General features: G+C 62.5%; 1 protein-coding gene. It reads right to left on the bottom strand.

Going from position 1 to position 256, the window contains the following annotated elements; all coding sequences use genetic code 11:
* On the bottom strand, positions 1-256 hold a 256-nt coding region (locus ACYZGB_RS22980; RefSeq protein ID WP_462391300.1), incomplete at both ends, for a transposase.

Genomic DNA, 256 nt, shown 5'->3' with positions numbered 1-256 from the left:
GCGATCAGGATGTCATGGACTCCGCGCGTCTTCAGGTCGTTGAAGACCTTCATCCAGAACTTGGCTCCCTCGGTGTTTTCGATCCAGATACCCAGGATGTCGCGGCTGCCATCGGGCAGCACGCCCAGGGCCAGGTACACGGCCTTGGAGCGAACGACAGCGTCCTCGCGGATCTTGACCCGCAGCGCGTCGAAGAACACGACGGGGTACATGGGCTCAAGCGGGCGCGTCTGCCAGGCAGTGACCTCGCTCATCA

The sequence above is a fragment of the Acidovorax sp. Q11 genome (assembly GCF_054950075.1).
Note: the sequence above shows the minus strand (reverse complement) of the source record. Positions and strands in the feature narration are given on the sequence as shown.